Source organism: Spirochaetota bacterium (assembly GCA_026414805.1).
GTDB lineage: Bacteria > Spirochaetota > UBA4802 > UBA4802 > UB4802 > UBA4802.
In genome coordinates this window covers 1-241 of record JAOAIH010000173.1, presented here as the reverse complement: position 1 = coordinate 241, position 241 = coordinate 1, and the positions used below count along the sequence as shown (strand labels likewise).

The window sequence follows — 241 nt, the reverse complement described above, 5'->3', positions numbered from 1 at the left end:
TTTGGTCTGCTCCGGGAATTTTAAAATATTGTCAACAATCTGCTGTGGCGTTTGTGCTGAAATAACCTTACCACATTTATAACAATAAGGTGTCCCTACCCGAGCAAAGAGAAGTCGCAGGTAATCATAAATCTCTGTAACGGTTCCGACCGTAGACCGAGGGTTGCGATGTACCGTTTTCTGTTCAATGGAAATGGAAGGACTTAATCCTTCAATTAAATCCACATCGGGTTTTTCCATC

At 41.9% G+C, this 241-nt stretch carries 1 protein-coding gene; it reads right to left on the bottom strand.

Features of this window, described 5'->3' with window-relative positions:
• Positions 1 to 241, bottom strand: a 241-nt coding sequence (locus N3F66_15225) for an excinuclease ABC subunit A (GenBank protein MCX8125497.1), incomplete at both ends; no start/stop codon positions are given.